The following is a 15,994-nucleotide window of genomic DNA, read 5'->3' on the forward strand; positions in this document are numbered from 1 at the left end:
GCAAACACTACCATTTTATTATGTATAACCTTTATTTATTTTAATATAAATCTAAAAAACAATAAAACCCGGACGAGCAACTTAACGTATAATTAAATAAAAAGGGGCGTTCCGTATCTCACCCCGAAACGCCCTGTAGTTATCAAATGATAACATCTCAACTAAATCTCAGATCATCATGCTTTGATCTGATCTCACCATCTTTCTCAGGGATGGGAAGGTTTTTAATATTTTATGAACCTTGCCATTCTTTAAAACGGTGGCGGTCCGCCGGGGCCGCCGCCCGGAGGAGGACCACCAGGTCCGCCACGTTCAGGAGTGGGCCTTTTACCGGCAAATTTCTGTAGCTTAAGTGTAAAGGATAGCAAATAGTAACGCCCTAACCTGTTGCTGTTGGTTTGGGTTATATAGCTACCGTTCTGCGTGGTTGTGTAGCCGGTATTTTCGTTAAATACATCCATTACCGAAAAACGCAACGTACCCGCGTTCCCCTTCAAAAAACGGCGCTCTACGTAGGTATTCAAAATATTAGGGTTTGTAGCGCCGGTATAGCCGTAATAGATCATTTTTGAATAATCATAACTTACAGTCCAGTCTTTGAAATAGCTTTTGCCATTAACACCAAGGTTAAGGGTTTGAAAATTGCTGTTAACGTTTGCCTGCTTGATAGAATTGCTTGAGGTATTAACGCTGTATGTAGTGCTTGCTTCGGCGTCAATAACGTCGGTAATGCTTACCCTAAAGCGCGCGCCTTGAGATAGTACCAAATTTTTGGCTATATTCTTCTCGGTTGTCATGTTATAGGTAGCAGAATCGACATTACTAATATATGAGACGTTGTTATTGTACGAAATGTTACCAATCATGAACAAATTATATTTTCTTTTTTCCCAGGGCTTGGCAAACACATAAAATCCCTGTGCCGAGTAATAGCCATCTGCGTTCAGATATTGCGTTAAAATACTCCCTGCAAGCTTGCTGTTAGGCGCGTAATTTCTCGGATAAGTAATGGTATTGGCTACTATTTTATTATCTGTTTTAATGAACGACAGGTTACTGAAAAACACATTTCCACTTTCAAAATTGAACTTGTTATATTTTAAGGAAAGGGTATTGTTAAACTCCGGCTTCAGATCGGGGTTACCCTGTACCGGGTACGACGCGTTGCTGAAATCGGTAACCGGCTGCAATTCGGTATACGTTGGCTGATTGCTGCTGCCGTTGTAATTTAAACTGAGCGATTGATTGCGCGAAAAGTTATAAATGAACCGTGCGGTTGGCGCCCAGTTAAAGGTATTGTTATTGGTTTTAAACGGTTGCGCGTCAACAACAGATGAACCGCGTAAAATTGTTGGCTGTGCAACTATACCTAAGGTATAATTATACTTTTTTTCGATAAAACGATAGTTTAGCCCAAAGCGGTTGGTAATAAAGGTTGAAGCATAATTATTACTTAGCAGGTCATACCTGTTTCTTGCACCGTCATCGGCCAGGGTATCTGTTGCCTTGTCGGCAGTGGTGTAAGCGTAATGGTACGCATAGTTAAGTTCAAGATATCCTTTTTTGCTGATGGGCTCCATGTATGATACGGTAGTTCCCACACTATCGGTACGGCTATCGGTATTAATGAACTGGTTTAAAGGCGCGTTTCGGGCCCCATCAATATAAGTGTAAACCGGGTTTTGATATTTATTGATACTGTAACTGCCAGCACCAACATTTACACTAAAGTTTCGGCCGTGGCTATTGAAGCGATGATTAAACAACACGTTAGCCCCATAATTAGGCTCGGTTGATTTGCTCAGATTGGCAAGCGAATAGTTTGAAATAGTTTCGGAATTCCGGAGCAGTAAGCTGGTAGCGTCAGATGTGGTATTGGTGCTTGCGTAAGCATACGTTGGCGTAATTTTTACATAATTTACGGTATCGGGCTTGTATTCGATATTGAAATTAACCCTGTGGTTTAGCTTTTCGTCCTGCTGATTATTGGTTTGCGTATTGGTACTTGGATTGCTCGACGAAAGGTTATTTTGAATAGTACTGCTGATAGTATTCACCGAATTATCGGCAAAGCTATAACTACCATAAGCAGTGATTTTTTTGCCCCAGCTATCGCGATAGTTGAAACCAAAAGAACGGGCAGTGGTAATTCCGTTTGATGAACTGCTGTTGCCTCCCGGAGGCCCACCCGGGCCACCGCCTCTCGGTCCGCCGCCGCCAAAAGTAAATAAGTTGGTGTTGGTATTATTCAGGTTACCCAAAAAGGCAAGCTGTCGGTTACCATTAAAACTAAACACATTTGCCGACGCTACATACCTGTTGCTCTCCTTATCGCTTGATACACCCGGAATAGCATCATGGCCGCCACCTACGCTGGCCTGCCCAAAGTATCCATAGTTTTTATTTTGCTTAATGGTAATGTTCAGCACCTTATCGGGTTCGCCGGTTTTTACTCCGGTAAGATTGGCCTGATCGCCGTAATCATCAATGATCTGGATATTTTGCACAATATCGGCCGGAAGATTTTTGGTTGCTGTTTTAACATCGCCTCCAAAAAAGTCTTTCCCGTTAACCCTTACTTTGGTTACGCTTTTACCCTGGGCGGTGATATTGCCGTCTTTATCCACATCCATACCCGGCAGCTTTTTAATCACATCCTCAACCGGGGCATTATCACGCACTTTGTAAGCATCCGCGTTAAACTCAATGGTATCCTCTTTAAGCTTCACCGGGTTCACATCCGCTATCACAACGGTTTTAAGCATGGTGGTTTCTATCTTCAGGACAACAGGAGGCAAATTGGCCGGCTTATTATCATTAGCCAATACAAACCTGCGTCTAAGCGGTTGATAACCTATCGAACTAAAAACCAAACTAAATTGGTTTACCGTTACGTTGTTAAAGGTAAAGGTACCGTCGGCGCCTGTAATAACGGTAGTGCTATCGGTTCCGGTAAGCATTTTTACGCTGGTGCCGGCAACCAGGTAACCAGTTGAGTCTTTTACGACACCTTTAATTGTACGACCGGGTTCGGCTTTTGCGTTGAACGGTATTGTAAACGCTAAGGCAATGATTACTGCTAAGGAGTATAGGATTTTCATTTTATGCTGATTAACAGCCGCAAAACAATAGCATTCATTTTAGTGTAAAAAACAGAATAGACCGGTACCATATATGTATCGACGGGAATAGCTTTTTTACCTATAAATGAGGGTGGTCAACACGCCAAAAGCAGGATATACCTTTCAAAGATGGATTTAAACCCTTCGTCGGTATTTTTTGTCTGCCCGGCGATTACGCTTGCCTTTAAGCGTGGCTGGTTTGTAATATTGCTGAATTATATGTGTAGATTTATCATTCGGCGTAATGTCATAAAGTAGTTTAAATGAGCCTTAAATCAAAAAGCAATACCATTACTGTACTTATCCATATTTTGATATGGGTGGTGTTTGGCTTGCTGCTATTTTTCTATCAACCGCTCACCTGGAATGTTGAGTTTCCATACCAGTTTTGGGTAAAACAAGCCATTACATTTTTCCTGCTTGTTGCTGCCTATTATTTTAATAACCGGATACTTGTGCCACGTTTTTTACTGCATGACCGTACCGCCATGTACCTGATTACGGTGGTAGTAGTGGTGATCGCTTTTTTACTGCTTAATCAATGGGCAGATAAGGCACTTCATATGCATGAGCATATGGAAGCCATATTCCATAAAGACCACCGTCCGCCCAAACCAAAGGGGCGTGGGGGAGGCTGGGATATTTTCGGCACGGTTATCATAGCTTTGGTTTTGGGTATCAGCACCAGTATTACAGCCATACAAAAGTGGCAATCAGATATCAGGCTACGCGCGGCCCTTGAGCAGGAAAAAATAAGCTCCGAGCTATCATTCCTGAAAGCCCAGATAAATCCGCATTTCTTTTTCAATACACTTAATAACATTTACGCGCTTACCCATGTTAACGCCGAAACATCGCGCAAGGCATTGCACCAATTATCGCGCATGATGCGATATGTGCTATATGATACACAGCATGGTACTGCCTTATTGAGCCAGGAGATAGCTTTTATAAAAGATTATATCAGCCTGATGGAACTACGGCTTACCGAAAAAGTAACAGTTACCTTTACACCGCCCGAACAGGCTAATGATGTAACCATTGCCCCTATGCTTTTTTTACCTTTTGTAGAAAACGCCTTTAAACATGGCATCAGCGCCACAGAACCAAGTACCATCCTGATCGATGTCAATCAGCATGACGATGTGTTGGAATTGAAAGTAGAAAACGGCATCTACAAAGATCATAGCCCCAATATCGGCGAAAATAAAGGCATCGGTCTAACCAACACCATTCGCCGGCTTGACCTACTTTATGCCGGTAAGTATCAATTGGATATTAACGAAAATGCCGCCGCCAACACATACACTGTTCACTTAACCCTTAACCTGTCATGATCATTAACTGTATAGCCGTTGACGATGAACCCCTGGCACTGGGATTGGTTTGTGCCTTTATTGAACAAACCCCTTTTCTGAAACTGGTTGGCCGCTATAGCAGTGCTGTTGAGGCCCTGGTAGGTTTACAGGATCAAAAAGTGGACCTGATTTTTCTTGATATCCAGATGCCTAACCTTAACGGCATGGAACTGGCTCGTGTACTTGACAGTCGCGGAGCAAACAAACCACGCATTATTTTTACCACAGCCTACAACCAGTTTGCTATTGAGGGTTACCGGGTAGATGCACTTGACTACCTGCTTAAACCTTTTAATTATGAGGAGTTTCTGCATGCCTCAAACAAGGCATTAAGCTATTTTGAATTGATAAATCGTTCAAACAGTAGTACTGTTACAGCCTCTGCTGCGCCTGCCGAAGAAGAGGAATATCTGTTTTTAAAAATCGAATATCAATTGGTACGGATAGCCCTTAACGAGATCCTTTATATTGAAGGCTTAAAGGACTATGTAAAAATTTACCTGCAGGATAAGGAGAAACCGCTGTTGTCGCTCACCAGCTTAAAAGCGCTGGAAGAAAAACTCCCGTCTAAAAGGTTTATGCGCGTACACCGCTCGTTCATTGTATCACTCAATAAAATCAATTCTATTACCCGCAATGCCTTGCAGATAGGCAAGGTGAATATTACTGTTGGCGATCAGTATAAAGAGGCCTTTGGCGCTTTCCTGAGCAAATGGAACTGAACCGGAATTTATAGGATTTTCATGATTCCTGGATTTTTGAATGCCGCTTGAAGATACCCAAACTCTGTGATTCCCCCGCGATCGTGTCCCCACGATCGCCATCAGGCATGTCAACTGTTCATAATAGCAAAAGATTCGTGAGGACACGAATCGGGGGAATCCAATAAATCCCCCCCAAATCTCGGTTCAGGCAAACAAAATCACTTCCATCGCAGTTCACCTGATTGCAATTTTTTGCCTCATTTTTACATCATTAAATAATATTCCCTACTTTTAAGTTATGCAAAAGGTAAGTGAACTACAGGTAACCGTATCAGACTTAAAAGCTTTTGAAGCTTTGGCCAATATACCCGACGATCAGCTACAGTGGCTGATAGATAAAAGTGAAGTACAAACATTTGAAGATGGTGAGTACCTCATGGAACCGGGACAGGACCTTTCAGGTCCGCATTTTTTACTGGAAGGCAATATGCGCTTTTTTATGATGCAACAGGGATCGCGCCGTGATTATACCCTGGTTGAAAAAGGCAGCATCACCGGCTATATGCCCTACTCGCGCGGCCTGATAGCCAAAGGTTATGCCCAGGCGGTTGGCGAATTAACGCTACTAAGCTATCCCACAGCAGATATCATGGAAATGATCCAGCACCATTTTGAGCTTACCCAGGCCCTGGTGCATATCATGACTACCCGTGTACGTGATTTTACGGCCATGCAGCAGCAAAACGATAAGATGATGGCTTTGGGTAAGTTATCCGCAGGCTTGGCCCACGAACTTAACAACCCGGCATCGGCCATTGTACGCGATTCTTTATCGTTAAGAAAGCACCTGCGTATGGTACCCTCCCATCTGAAAAACATGTTTGCTATAAGGGCCAGTGATGAACAGGTAGATGGCCTTACCGACGAACTTTTTAGGATCCTGAATAAAAAAGAATGCTATACCCGTTTAACGCTTAAACAACGCACCCAACTTGAAGATGAAATATCTGAGTGGCTGGAAGACAACGGTGTTGAAGATGCTTATGATATAGCCGAAAGTTTTGTTGATTTTAGTTTTACTACCGAAAATCTTGAAGCGTTAAAATCACACATCCCCGAACATGCCGTACCTATCATAATGGGCTGGCTAAGCAGTAAGCTTATGGGCGAAAAAATGATTGAGGATATCCAGGAATCGGCGCGCCGCATTGCCGAGTTGGTGAGCTCAGTTAAAACATTTACCCATATGGACCGTGCGCAGGATAAGCAATATGCTGATATCCACATCGGTATCCGCAATACCATTACCATGTTGGGCTACAAGATCAGGAAGGAAAACATCACCGTTATTGAAGAATTTGATGATACCCTGCCCGAGGTTAAGGCCCTTATCGGCGAGCTTAACCAGGTGTGGACCAACTTAGTTGATAACGCCCTTGATGCTATGGAAATCAACGAAAAAGGCACGCTTATCATCCGTACTAAAAAAGATAATGAATTTGTTGAAGTGACCATTATTGACGATGGCCCCGGCATCCCGGAAGATAACATCAGCCAGATCTATGATCCCTTCTTCACAACAAAAGAAATGGGCAAAGGTACCGGTATGGGCCTTGAAGTGGTGCATCGCATAGTGAAACAGCACCGCGGTTCAATAAAAGTAAAATCAAAACCCGGCCATACCGAGTTTATAGTTTGCTTCCCGATAAATGGTTAGCAAAAACTGATTTTACCAAAAATATTAGTTAATTTGCCTGCATATTTACCCCTATGAGCCGTCCGATAATATTTTCTATAGATGATGATCCGCAGGTATTGCGGTCAATAAGCCGCGATTTAAAATCGCAGTATAGTAAAGAATATAAGATCTTAAGCACAACATCGGCAAAGGAAGCTTATGAAACCCTTATTGAACTAAAAAACAGTTCGGAAGTGGTTGCCCTGTTTTTGTGCGACCAACGCATGCCCGAAATGGAAGGCGTTAAATTTTTAGAGAAAGCCAAAAAAGTATTCCCCGAAGCAAAACGGGTACTGCTTACCGCCTACTCTGATACCGATGCTGCTATCAAAGCCATCAACGATGTACAGCTCGACTATTACCTGATGAAGCCCTGGAACCCACCAGAAGAAAAGCTTTACCCGGTAATTAACGATCTGCTCGACGACTGGCACAGTCATTACATCCCTGAGTTTGTAGGCATGAAACTGGTAGGATACCAGTTCTCTCCGCAATCGCATGTTATAAAAGATTTCCTGGCCGGTAACCTGATCCCTTACCGTTGGTTCGATATCGAAAAAAATATCGATTCGGCGAATTTATTGACCATCAATAACCGCACTACCGACGATTTGCCAATGGTGATATTTGAGGATGGCAGTTGCTTAACCAAGCCAAGCATCAGGGATATTGCCGATAAAATGGGCAAAAACACCACCGAGCTTACCGATGTTTATGACGTAGTAATCATAGGTGCTGGCCCCGCGGGGTTAGCTGCTGCTGTTTATGGTTCGTCTGAAGGATTAAAAACTTTATTGATAGAGCGCAAGGCTCCGGGCGGGCAAGCCGGTACCAGTTCGCGTATTGAAAACTACCTGGGTTTCCCGGCAGGCTTGAGCGGGGCCGATCTTACGCGTCGTGCTATAAGCCAGGCTATGCGTTTAGGTGCTGAGTTTTTATCGCCGCAATCTGTTAGCGATATCAAACAAAAAGATGGCTACAAAACCATTATCCTGGATGATGGGCCGGAGATCATCAGTCGCACGGTAGTAATTACCACAGGCGTCGATTACCGTAAGCTGGAAGTTAAAGGTGTTGATAATTTTACCGGTGCAGGTATTTATTACGGTGCAGCTACAACCGAAGCTTCGGCATGTACAGGTAAAGAGGTATTTGTAATTGGCGGAGGTAACTCGGCCGGACAAGCAGCTATGTACCTGTCTAAATTTGCAAAAAACGTGCATATCATTATCCGCAGGGATGATTTGACGGATACTATGTCGGCTTATCTTATTACCCAAATAGGTGATACGCCTAATATAAAGGTACTGCCCAACACCGAAGTAATTGAGGCCGAAGGCACTAATTGCCTTGAAAAAATTACTATACAAAACTGCAAAACCAAGGAAACTGAGGTTAAAACAGCCAATGCATTGTATATATTTATTGGCGCTAAACCCTATACCGACTGGATCAAGCTCGATATCATTAAAAACAATAAAGATTTTATTGAAACAGGTCGCGAGTTGCGCAGCTATGAAAATTTCAGCAAGGTTTGGAAGCTTAAACGCGACCCGTTCTTGTTAGAAACCAGTTGCCCGGGCATATTTGCTGCCGGCGATGTACGCGCAGGAGCAATGAACCGTGTGGCATCTGCCGTAGGCGAAGGCTCAATGGCAATAAGCTTTGTACACAAATACCTGGCTGAAGTATAAATCATCAAACATCACCTATACCTATGGAAGAAACTTGCGCCCACATTGAAGCTGTTGAAAGCATAACCGAACCGAAAGATTACGTTTGCGAGGAATGCGTAAAACATCACGGAACCTGGTTACACCTGCGTACCTGCCAAACATGCGGTGTTACGTTATGCTGCGACAGTTCGCCAAATACCCACATGACCAAGCATTTTCACGCTACAGGTCACCCTGTAGTTATATCTGCCGAGCCCGGTGAACGCTGGCTTTGGTGCTATGTGGATGAAGCGGTTAAAGGATATTAATTTAAGTCGGAAGTCTTAAGTTTTAAGTCAGGAGTCTCATAACCAGAGGTTCCTGACTTTTTTATTTCTTTTGTAAAGGGATACTACCTAATCGCCAATCACTGCCCACTAATCTCTACCCCAGCTACCCTTTAAATGATAATACCTTATCTAACGACCATGGGCCGGAACCTATAATGGTAAAGAGTATAAGTAAGCCGAGCGCTGTAACCGTTGGCCACAACATGGCATTGATGGGCTCCTGAAAAATACCAATCAGAAATACCGCCCCAACCAGGATCGGAATCTGGATTATACAACCAAGGCGGGTTAAGATGCCCATGGCTATCAATATGCCACCTACCATATGGGCAAATGCCACATAATATACCAGGATCATCAGCATGTCCGGCGATACATCAATAACGTTTTGATCGTTGATGATGCCCCGCAGATAGGAAGTGTTTTCCATAAAGGTTATGCCTTTTACCAACAAAAACATACCAAGAACAATACGCACAATATCCAAAGCTTTAGGGTGATGAGTATCGCCCCAATGTTCAATTTTATGAACCAGATTCATAAAGCCCTCCTTTTAGTTTAATAATTGGTTACCAGCAGCCTGGAGTTAAACCGGAGAGGTTAAACTACCTGGGTGCCTTTACTAAATTTAGTAACAAATTTGTTATAAAACAAGTTTTTAGAAAGGAAAAATACCACCCCGTCAATGACGGGGTGGTGAAGGAATGCCTCTACAACCGTCATTGCGAGGCACGAAGCAATCGCGAACTATACAGGGACACTTGTATAGCTACTCTGTAAATCGGGGATTGCTTCGTTCCTCGCAATGACGATGCTGGTTACTTTTCTGTTTATCAGTGTTTTTGGCAATGCCCCGCAAAGCAATTACAAATCATGCTCCGCCAGCCAGCCTCTCAGTTTAACCAAATCCTTTTTTAATGCTGCTGAAAATTCCTCTTTACTGATAGTTAGCTTACGAGCGCCATCTTCTGCCCCGCCTAATGGATATTCGCAGTGCAGGCTCATGGGGCCGTTGATGTTGTATTGTTTTAGCAAACTGAAGTACTTTTTAAAATCAACCATCCCCTCTCCCAACGGCACACTTTTTACCTGCCATTTGTCGCCCTTCTTTTCCCAGTAAAAATCTTTTACATTAACGGTTTTGGAATAAGCTTTTAATAGGTCAAGCGTTACCGGCCAGGTGTCGGCGCCCTCGGTGGTCGCATGCCGTACATCGTACTGGCAACCGATATTTTTAGGATCAAGTCCTTCAAGGCTCAGCCACAAATCCCATTGAGACGCCCCAAACAAATCGCCGGAGTGATTTTGATAGCCACCGTGCATACCATATTTCTTGTTAAGATTGGCAAGACTGGCCAGCTGTTTATTGATAGCTTTGATGTTGGCTTGTATACTTATAGTCTTATCATAGTTAAACCAGGCCGTGCGGTAATATTTTATCCCAAGTGCCGAAGCTGTTTTCAGGATAAGTTCTGTATCCTTTTCATCTGGGGTTTTAATATTGGTTACTATGGTATATACCTTAAGTCCGGCTTTTTCAATAGCCTCAACCGCTTTGGGCAAATCATCGGCCACACGCTCTGGTAATACGTGACCGTCGGGCCTTACGGTAAGGTCGATACCATCAAAGCCGAGTTGGGCTGTTAAAGCAGCCATATCAGTATAATTAAGCCAGTGCATATGCTTTGAAAATATGCTCAGCTTTATTTTTTCGTCGGGCGATGGATTGCCTGCAAACTCCCCTGGATAAGGAGTTGCCTCTTTAGCTAAGGCGCTTAATCCAAAAGGTAAACCGGCAGCGGCCAACGCGGCTGAAGCAATGAATTTTTTGCGGCTAATATTTTCCATGAGGTATAAAATTGGTAATGCAATATGTAGATTTTTGCTGTTATTATTCCTGATTTTTACTCACCTTTATCCAAACCTATTTTATCATGATACTTTTCTGGTATAGTGTAATACTGTTTGTAACAACCTTAGGTTTAAACTTTTATCTATTATGGGGTTTTAGTCAAATTAAACAGGTAAGCCAGCAGCCGCTGATGGATAATCCGCCGTCCCTTTCCATCATTATACCGGTGCGTAACGAGGAAGAAGATCTTGAAAAAGCGTTGCAGAGTGTTTGCCACATCAACTACCCCAACCACAGAATTATTGTAATTAATGACCGCTCAACCGACCGGACTGCCGAAATCCTGGAAAGCTTTGCCTCACACTATCCACAATTACAGGTTACTACCATCAGTACTTTACCCGAGGGCTGGCTTGGTAAAAACAATGCTCTATACCAGGGGTACCTTAGCAATACAGACGAATGGATGCTTTTTGCCGATGCCGATATTGTTTTTCATCCTGATGCTATCAACAAAGCGGTTGGTTACGCGGTTAAGCAACAACTTGATCATTTAACCATATTACCCGAAGTGGTATCGCGCTCCTCGATTTTAAACAGTGTATTGGCAACCTTCGGCATTATGCTCATGATTGATATGAAACCCTGGGAAGCTAAAAATCCAAAATCAAAAGCGTCATCGGGTATAGGCGCATTTAATTTGGTCAGGCGTACAGCTTACGAAAAATTTGGCACTCATCAGCGCATTAAGCTCCGCCCGGATGACGACCTGCAGCTTGGCCGGATCATGAAGCACGATGGTTTCCGTCAGGATGTTTTGGCCGGCCTTGGATATGTTTGCCTTGAATGGTACAAAAACCTTGGCGAGTTTGGCCGCGGTGTACAGAAAAACTCGTTTGCCGTAGCCAACTATAGCCTGGCACAAGCCATTTTTAACGTGATCAATATGTTGTTGTCGGTAGCCTTGCCAATGCCTTTGATGTTCATTTTTGGCGATACAACAATCCGTATCATGGCCGGTATCATGCTACTGTTTCATATGATTTACATGATGATGGTACCGCCCAACAAGTGGTGGTACGCATTTATGATCCCCTTTTCGGGTTTCTTTTTAGCCTGGCATTTTTTAAAAGCATCAATACTGACCGTTGCCCGGGGCGGCATTTACTGGCGGGATAGTTTTTACTCGCTGAAGGTGTTGAAGGGGGAAGAGTAGGATGCGGCAGTACAATTTTTACACTTATATATTAACTAACTATACCAAAAGAGTGTTGTATACCGGCGTAACCAACGACCTTGAACGTCGTCTACAGGAACATTATTACGGTATTGACCAAGTGGATAGTTTTACCGCTAAGTATAAATGCTACCACTTAGTTTGGTATGAAAGGCATCAATATATTAATCACGCAATTGAACGCGAAAAAGAAATAAAAGGATGGGTTAGAACGAAGAAGATAGCGTTAATAGAACAAGAAAATCCTAATTGGCATTTTTTGAATAAAGATATAATGGAGTGGCCACCAAAACTTAATGAATAAAGTTTGTCATCCTGAGCGATAGCGAAGGATCTTCTGCGATAGGCAGGGCCGCTTTACAGGGCGAAGAAGATGCTTCGTACCTCAGCATGACAAAAGCTTTTTTTACTTGTCATCCTGAGCGATAGCGAAGGGTCTTCTGCGATAGGCAGAGCAACTTTACAGGGCGAAGAAGATGCTTCGTACCTCAGCATGACAAAAGCTTTTTTTACTTGTCATCCTGAGCGACAGCGAAGGATCTTCTTCAACATACAGGGCCGCTTTACAGGGCGAAGAAGATGCTTCGTACCTCAGCATGACAAAATACCCTTTTAACTTGTCATCCTGAGCGACAGCGAAGGATCTTCTTCAACATACAGGGCCGCTTTACAGGGCGAAGAAGATGCCTCGTACCTCAGCATAACAAAATACCCTTTTAACTTGTCATCCTGAGCGACAGCGAAGGATCTTCTTCAACATACAGGGCCGCTTTACAGGGCGAAGAAGATGCCTCGTACCTCAGCATAACAAAGTGCTTTTCCTTAATCAAACCCTAAATATTCTTTCTGGTGTACTTCAACCGAGCCGGATACATTATCGTGATTGAGGAACATCACGATATGAAAAAAGTCGTTATCAAAAATGTAGATATCGTTTTTGGCATCTGCTCCCTGAAGACGCATTTTGAGCCCCATGTGCTTGGCCTGCCCTATCAGGTTAATAATATGTTGCGAGGTGGACGTAGTATAAGTAACCGTGCGCAACACCGCACCGCTGCTGAGTTTACTGCCAACACCTATTACCACAGTTTCTTCCTTATTATCAGGCCCTATTTTGTTCAGGTGTTCAATGCTGTTGCCGTCAACATCCTGGATATATTGACGTTTGAATTTTTTGCCGAGGGTAAGATAGTTATGCGCTTCGGCGTTGGAAAGGTTGGAGATATTTGCCAAATCATTAACGGTTACACTTTGGGCAAACAAACCCGCACCACAAAACAACAATAAGGCAACTAACAGGATTCTCTTCATTTTTAACTTACCAAATATACTTTTTACTATTTAAAATAATCGCCCGGATGATAGGTGTGTTGAGCGTGTTTTAAAACATCCTTTTTATAAAACAGCACATCCTTAAACTTACCATCTATTATGCCCTGCTCCTGATCGGTAAAATTTTTTGACGCCGGATCGAAGGAACTGCCACCATTCACAATACTTTTTGCCCTTAACCGTGTACCAAATTCTACAACAGCGATAAAACTATTACCCGAATATCCATAACGTTTATTGGTATTCATGGTGCGACTTTGGAACGACGGCAGCTGTCCGAAGCCAGATCCGGTTAAACCAACGGGGATACTGGGCTTGTTATCATCAAAGGTAATGCCATCGTCCGGTCGTTGGTAGCAGTTCATATTCCCCCACTCTACTTTCCAGGTATCAAAACGGCTTTGCAGATTTTTGACAACATCATTCAACAAAGCCAATTGCTGTGCAGGGGGCATCGTTTTAATCAGCGTTTGAAAACGCCTCACAATAAACGTACCCTCCTGATCGGTTTGAGGCGGAGGCAGGGCTTTCATCATCAAGGTGCCCCATTCAATAGCAAGTGAGCTGGCTACGGACTGAATGGCAGTATTCCTGTCCCATTCCTGCAAGACCTTTATCGGCTCGGCAAGCGATTGTTTCACCGAATCCGGAGCTGCATCATAGGCTTTAAACAGTGACGGCAGCAAGTCATCAAATGCGGCAAGATAATGATCGTAACCTTTGGCTATCAGGTCATCAAGCGTAAGGCTCTTTGCATCTTTTAAGATTTTAATAGCCGTTATCGCCCTATAGTTTTCTCCATCCGGCCCCATGTAAACAGGATATTTATTTTTATCCGGGCTTGACGGGCCAGATCCGGTAAACGGCGACGAATTACAGTTCTGGATCCAACCGGTAGCAGGGTTAGCGTTAGTAATAATCTCACTCAGTTTGTGAACTCCTTGCCATTCAGTCGCAGATATGCTGCCATCAACCGGTAAACTCCAATCATATTTGGGGTTGCGCTTAGGAATATAGTTTCCGTACCAAAAAATGATGTTTCCCTTATCGTCGGCATAAACGGTGCTATTAGTGGCGTTTGATAGCAGGTTCATCGCTTTTTTATACTCGGCGAGGCTATTGGCTTTAGTTATCAGCCACGACTCTACCAGCGCGTTGTATGAGCGATTATTAGCTTTAAGCGCCAGCCATTTACCGTTCCTTGCACCCAATACCGGACCATGATGCGTATAATAGCCAGTAATGGTTCGATGCTCAATCTGGTTTCCATTCTTTATATTAAGCAATAGCTCCCGGGGAACCACCGGCCTTAGCTTGCCATCATATTCATAATACCATTTTCCATCCTTCTTGCTCACCTTTTCGGCATACAGATCGGCTACATCGGCATAGGCACTGGTATGCATCCAGCCACAATGCTGATTAAAACCCTGGTAAATAAAAAACTGTCCCCAGGTAACCGCGCCATAAGCATTAAGCCCTTCGTTGCTCACCAATTCAACCTCGCTACGGAAATAAAACGGGACATGCGGATTAATGTACAACAAAGCATGACCGGATGCCGATCTGGATGGCGCTATAGCAAAACCGTTTGACCCTGTTTCGCGCTCATTTACCATATTGTAAATATTGTTTTCAGGTTTACCAGTCAGCATGCCCAATTTTTCGGGCCCTATGCTATAAAAATCTTTTGTTTCGCTTAGCTTAAGTCCGCCGGTTTCTGTTGCGGCAACACTGCCATCAGTAAACATTAACGCATACCATGGCTCAAAATGCTTAAATACCTGCGGTTTTACTTCGGGATGCTTGTACAGGTAATAGTTAACGCCATCGGCAAAAGCATCCAATAACTTCCTGAACCAGGGGGCGCTGGTTTTATAATCCTTAATAGCGTCTGCGCTATCGGCAATTAATTGCAGTTGTACATCGGTGTACAAATTGGCCTCACCATCAACTTCGGCCTGTTTGCCCATCTGGTAAAGGTAATTGCGTTCAATACCTTTAAAATTATCTTCACACTGGGCGTACATCAATCCAAAAACAGCAGCGGCATCTGTTTTTCCATAAATGTGAGGAACTCCCCAGTTATCACGAATGATAGTTACCGACTTTGCTAATGTTTCCGCCCGTTTTATTTCTTTCTGATTAATTTTTTGAGCAAAAACCAATACCGGAAGAAACATCAAAACAATCACAAAAACAGCTTTCATAGTAACAGCAATTTTACCAAACAAATTATCCATATAAATGTGAAGTAAACGAGGCTTTTTAAAGATTTTGAGGTAAATTTGAAAATTAATTCATAATAATTACATCGCACCGCCGTTTTCATTCAAATATTTACAATCGGCTTTCTGGAGAGTAATTATTACTATACTGCTAAAACGGTATAGTTGTTTGTTATTGAATTTTCTGTACCGGTTTCTGTTCCGGTATCCGAATATAAGAGCTTGGGTACGCATTTAATATGATATCTGAGATTTAGTTGATTCAATATCATTTGAGACGTGATATTGTGTGCGTTCCGGGGTGAGATACGGAACGCATTTTTTTATCTGCTGCGCTCATTTCTTTGTTTGTCATTTGCTTCGCGTCATTAGGTCATTCAGTCATTTTGCTAATTGGCAAAAATTGCCATGTAGCAAA

At 43.1% G+C, this 15,994-nt stretch carries 13 protein-coding genes; 7 read left to right on the forward strand and 6 right to left on the reverse strand.

Going from position 1 to position 15,994, the window contains the following annotated elements; translation table 11 throughout:
- Nucleotides 1-251 precede the first annotated feature (251 nt).
- Nucleotides 252-3,101 (reverse strand): TonB-dependent receptor, encoded by a 2,850-nt coding sequence (locus DEO27_RS16360; RefSeq protein WP_112567985.1) that lies wholly within the window; start codon nt 3,099-3,101, stop codon nt 252-254.
- A gap of 284 nt (nt 3,102-3,385) precedes the next feature.
- On the opposite strand from DEO27_RS16360, the gene DEO27_RS16365 reads away from it, so the two are divergent.
- The 5 genes from DEO27_RS16365 (at nt 3,386) to DEO27_RS16385 (ending at nt 8,906) form a co-directional block, all read left to right on the forward strand.
- A complete protein-coding gene (locus DEO27_RS16365; RefSeq protein ID WP_112567983.1) occupies nt 3,386-4,459 on the forward strand; it encodes a sensor histidine kinase in 1,074 nt (357 codons plus the stop codon).
- A complete protein-coding gene (locus tag DEO27_RS16370) occupies nt 4,456-5,202 on the forward strand; it encodes a LytR/AlgR family response regulator transcription factor (RefSeq protein ID WP_112567981.1) in 747 nt (248 codons plus the stop codon). Before DEO27_RS16365 ends, DEO27_RS16370 begins: the two co-directional genes overlap by 4 nt.
- Before the next feature lie 280 nt (nt 5,203-5,482).
- On the forward strand, nt 5,483-6,901 hold the full coding sequence (locus DEO27_RS16375; protein WP_112567979.1) for an ATP-binding protein: 1,419 nt from the start codon (nt 5,483-5,485) through the stop codon (nt 6,899-6,901).
- Nucleotides 6,902-6,954: 53 nt separating this feature from the next.
- Complete coding sequence (locus DEO27_RS16380) at nt 6,955-8,616, forward strand: FAD-dependent oxidoreductase (RefSeq protein WP_112567976.1); 1,662 nt, start codon at nt 6,955-6,957, stop codon at nt 8,614-8,616.
- A 23-nt stretch (nt 8,617-8,639) separates the two neighbouring features.
- A complete protein-coding gene (locus tag DEO27_RS16385) occupies nt 8,640-8,906 on the forward strand; it encodes a UBP-type zinc finger domain-containing protein (protein ID WP_112567974.1) in 267 nt (88 codons plus the stop codon).
- A 124-nt stretch (nt 8,907-9,030) separates the two neighbouring features.
- Here DEO27_RS16385 and DEO27_RS16390 read toward each other — a convergent pair whose 3' ends face one another.
- Nucleotides 9,031-9,468, reverse strand: a complete 438-nt coding sequence (locus DEO27_RS16390) for a DoxX family protein (RefSeq protein WP_112567972.1) — start codon at nt 9,466-9,468, stop codon at nt 9,031-9,033.
- Nucleotides 9,469-9,791: 323 nt separating this feature from the next.
- Complete coding sequence (locus DEO27_RS16395) at nt 9,792-10,775, reverse strand: sugar phosphate isomerase/epimerase family protein (RefSeq protein WP_112567970.1); 984 nt, start codon at nt 10,773-10,775, stop codon at nt 9,792-9,794.
- 86 nt (nt 10,776-10,861) lie between these two features.
- On the opposite strand from DEO27_RS16395, the gene DEO27_RS16400 reads away from it, so the two are divergent.
- Together DEO27_RS16400 and DEO27_RS16405 are read left to right on the forward strand one after the other, a co-directional pair.
- Complete coding sequence (locus DEO27_RS16400) at nt 10,862-11,995, forward strand: glycosyltransferase (protein ID WP_112567968.1); 1,134 nt, start codon at nt 10,862-10,864, stop codon at nt 11,993-11,995.
- A 52-nt stretch (nt 11,996-12,047) separates the two neighbouring features.
- Nucleotides 12,048-12,320: a GIY-YIG nuclease family protein gene (locus DEO27_RS16405; protein WP_262714144.1), complete on the forward strand. Its 273-nt coding sequence runs from the start codon at nt 12,048-12,050 to the stop codon at nt 12,318-12,320.
- A 156-nt stretch (nt 12,321-12,476) separates the two neighbouring features.
- On the opposite strand, the gene DEO27_RS31480 is transcribed toward DEO27_RS16405, so the two are convergent.
- The 3 genes from DEO27_RS31480 to DEO27_RS16415 form a co-directional block, all read right to left on the reverse strand.
- A complete protein-coding gene (locus DEO27_RS31480; protein ID WP_190295109.1) occupies nt 12,477-12,614 on the reverse strand; it encodes a hypothetical protein in 138 nt (45 codons plus the stop codon).
- A 224-nt stretch (nt 12,615-12,838) separates the two neighbouring features.
- Nucleotides 12,839-13,327 (reverse strand): hypothetical protein, encoded by a 489-nt coding sequence (locus tag DEO27_RS16410; RefSeq protein ID WP_112567964.1) that lies wholly within the window; start codon nt 13,325-13,327, stop codon nt 12,839-12,841.
- Nucleotides 13,328-13,353: 26 nt separating this feature from the next.
- Nucleotides 13,354-15,591: a penicillin acylase family protein gene (locus DEO27_RS16415; RefSeq protein WP_223817968.1), complete on the reverse strand. Its 2,238-nt coding sequence runs from the start codon at nt 15,589-15,591 to the stop codon at nt 13,354-13,356.
- Nucleotides 15,592-15,994 lie beyond the last annotated feature (403 nt).

This window comes from Mucilaginibacter rubeus, assembly GCF_003286415.2.
GTDB lineage: Bacteria > Bacteroidota > Bacteroidia > Sphingobacteriales > Sphingobacteriaceae > Mucilaginibacter > Mucilaginibacter rubeus_A.